This is a genomic window from Flavobacterium sp. UBA4854 (genome assembly GCF_002399805.1).
Taxonomy (GTDB): Bacteria; Bacteroidota; Bacteroidia; order Flavobacteriales; family Flavobacteriaceae; genus Flavobacterium; species Flavobacterium ginsengisoli.
Genome location: NZ_DHEI01000069.1, coordinates 1 through 2038, shown reverse-complemented (window position 1 = coordinate 2038; position 2038 = coordinate 1). Strand labels below are relative to the sequence as shown.

Annotated in this window: 4 protein-coding genes; all 4 read left to right on the top strand. The window is 33.1% G+C overall.

The features are described 5' to 3' along the window. Positions 1–513 (top strand): P-loop NTPase (locus B3J44_RS09750; RefSeq protein WP_286968182.1); only part of this gene is annotated, 513 nt, incomplete at its 5' end. A gap of 83 nt (positions 514–596) precedes the next feature. Next, the gene (locus B3J44_RS09745) at positions 597–836 is read left to right on the top strand and encodes a NifU family protein (protein ID WP_095929732.1); all 240 of its coding nucleotides are present in this window, start codon (positions 597–599) and stop codon (positions 834–836) included. A 213-nt stretch (positions 837–1049) separates the two neighbouring features. Continuing rightward, the gene (locus B3J44_RS09740) at positions 1050–1529 is read left to right on the top strand and encodes a hypothetical protein (protein WP_198854802.1); all 480 of its coding nucleotides are present in this window, start codon (positions 1050–1052) and stop codon (positions 1527–1529) included. 55 nt (positions 1530–1584) lie between these two features. Continuing rightward, positions 1585–1902, top strand: coding sequence for a 2Fe-2S iron-sulfur cluster-binding protein (locus B3J44_RS09735; protein WP_091490641.1), 318 nt, complete (start codon positions 1585–1587; stop codon positions 1900–1902). The last annotated feature ends 136 nt before the right edge of the window (positions 1903–2038 follow it).

Sequence of the window (2038 nt, the reverse complement as noted above, 5' to 3'; positions counted from 1 at the left end):
GATTGGGGAGAATTAGATTTCATGCTTCTTGATTTACCTCCTGGAACTGGAGATATTCACCTTTCTATCATGCAATCGCTTCCAATTACAGGGGCTGTTGTAGTAAGTACTCCACAAGCAGTTGCTCTTGCAGATGCTAAAAAAGGTGTGGCAATGTTCATGCAAGACAATATCAATGTTCCTGTTTTGGGAATTATTGAAAATATGGCGTACTTTACACCAGAAGAATTGCCAGAAAACAAATACTATATCTTTGGACAAGAAGGTGCTAAAAACCTTGCTGAAGATTTAGACGTACCATTTTTAGGAGAAGTTCCAATTGTACAATCTATTCGTGAAGCAGGCGATTATGGTCGTCCAGCTGCATTGCAGACTGCCTCTCCAATAGAAAAAGTTTTTGAAGCAATTACGAGAAATGTTGTACAAGAAACAGTAAACAGAAACGAAAGCTTACCAGCAACAGAAGCCATCAAGATTACAACAATGGCAGGCTGTTCGGCAGTTAAAAAATAATTAGATAATTGAGATAATGAGATAAATTAGATAACTTTAAAGATTTTCTAATTGGCACATTTTCTAATTGACACATTAATATTATGACAACAGAAGAATTAACAAGTAATGTTTTATTGGCCTTAGATGAGATAAGACCATTCTTAAAATCTGACGGTGGAGATATTTCATTAATTTCCATTGAAGACGACAAACATGTAAAAGTTCGTTTGGAAGGAGCTTGCATCAGCTGTAGTGTTAATCAAATGACGCTAAAAGCAGGTGTTGAAACAACTATCAAAAAATATGCTCCGCAAATTGAAACTGTGGTAAATGTAATGTAACAAAATAGTGTCTTTTTTCAGAATCGAAACCTTCACAGTTTAACAAGAATAATAGGTGTTTTATTGTTTGATTAATAAAATGACAAAAAAGCACCCAAAAAAAGACGTTTTTTATTATATTCATAAAAAACAATATAAAGATTTAAGAGTTTCCGTTAAGGAATTGTTACAATTTTAACTTAAATTTGTCACAAAACCCTTAAATCTAAAACTATGAAAAACTATTACGCTCTTTTTTTATTATTGTTTTTTGTTTCTGTAGATTATGCCCAAAGTAAGAATGTTGTGGTTGACAAGGCTTGGGTAAGTGAATCTGAAGAATGGTCTGATTTTCAATATTCAGGTAAGATTGTATTTTCAATCAACCCAAATGAAGAACCAGGATCACTACGAATTGGAAACTACGATTTCTTATATGATTTTGTAGAAGGAAAAGCAAAATTTACAATAAAATCGACTTACAGCTCGGCTGAATTTTCTCATCCGAGAAAACTTTCGGCTTCGACTGATAAACAAGGAGTTTTAAACACAACTTACGAAGGAACATTGGTTTTCCAGTCTGACAGAGATTATTATTCTGTAATTGCAGTGATTACCATTCTTGAAAAAAATGACAACGTTCTTGGCGTAAAAATGCGCTTAAAAGACAATAACAGAAAAGAATACGCATTTAGTACTAAACCTACTAGCTAATATAAATTAGGATTTTTTCACGTTATCAAATCCTGCCAAAATTCCAATAATTAAAATGGATGTATTAATTAAAATTAAAGATCGAGAAGGAGTTATACACGAATTACAAGCTCCAACTGATATGGCAATGAATATAATGGAGTTATGCAAAGCATACGAACTTCCTGTTGAAGGAACCTGCGGAGGAATGGCCATGTGCGCTTCTTGCCAGTGTTATGTTCTAAATGATGTTGCATTACCAGAAATGGGTGACGATGAAGAAGCCATGCTTTCAGAAGCATTTTATGTTAAGTCTAATAGCCGTTTAGGCTGTCAGATTCCAATTACTGAAGATTTAGAAGGATTGGAGTTAGAATTGGCACCAGAATACTAAAAAAATCCAATATTTTAAAATTCCAAATTCCAAAAAACTATAGCAGTTTAATGGAATTTGGAATTTTTTAATTATTTCCTATTCCATTTGGATCAAAAGGTTCAAATTCTCTCTCAGAAAATGCTTCTGTTAAAAT

What these genes read in the sequence shown, in the direction of transcription:
- B3J44_RS09745 (WP_095929732.1), top strand. Translation starts at nt 597, where the DNA reads ATGACAACAGAAGAATTAACAAGTAATGTTTTATTGGCCTTAGATGAG.
- B3J44_RS09740 (WP_198854802.1), top strand. Translation starts at nt 1,050, where the DNA reads ATGAAAAACTATTACGCTCTTTTTTTATTATTGTTTTTTGTTTCTGTA.
- B3J44_RS09735 (WP_091490641.1), top strand. Translation starts at nt 1,585, where the DNA reads ATGGATGTATTAATTAAAATTAAAGATCGAGAAGGAGTTATACACGAA.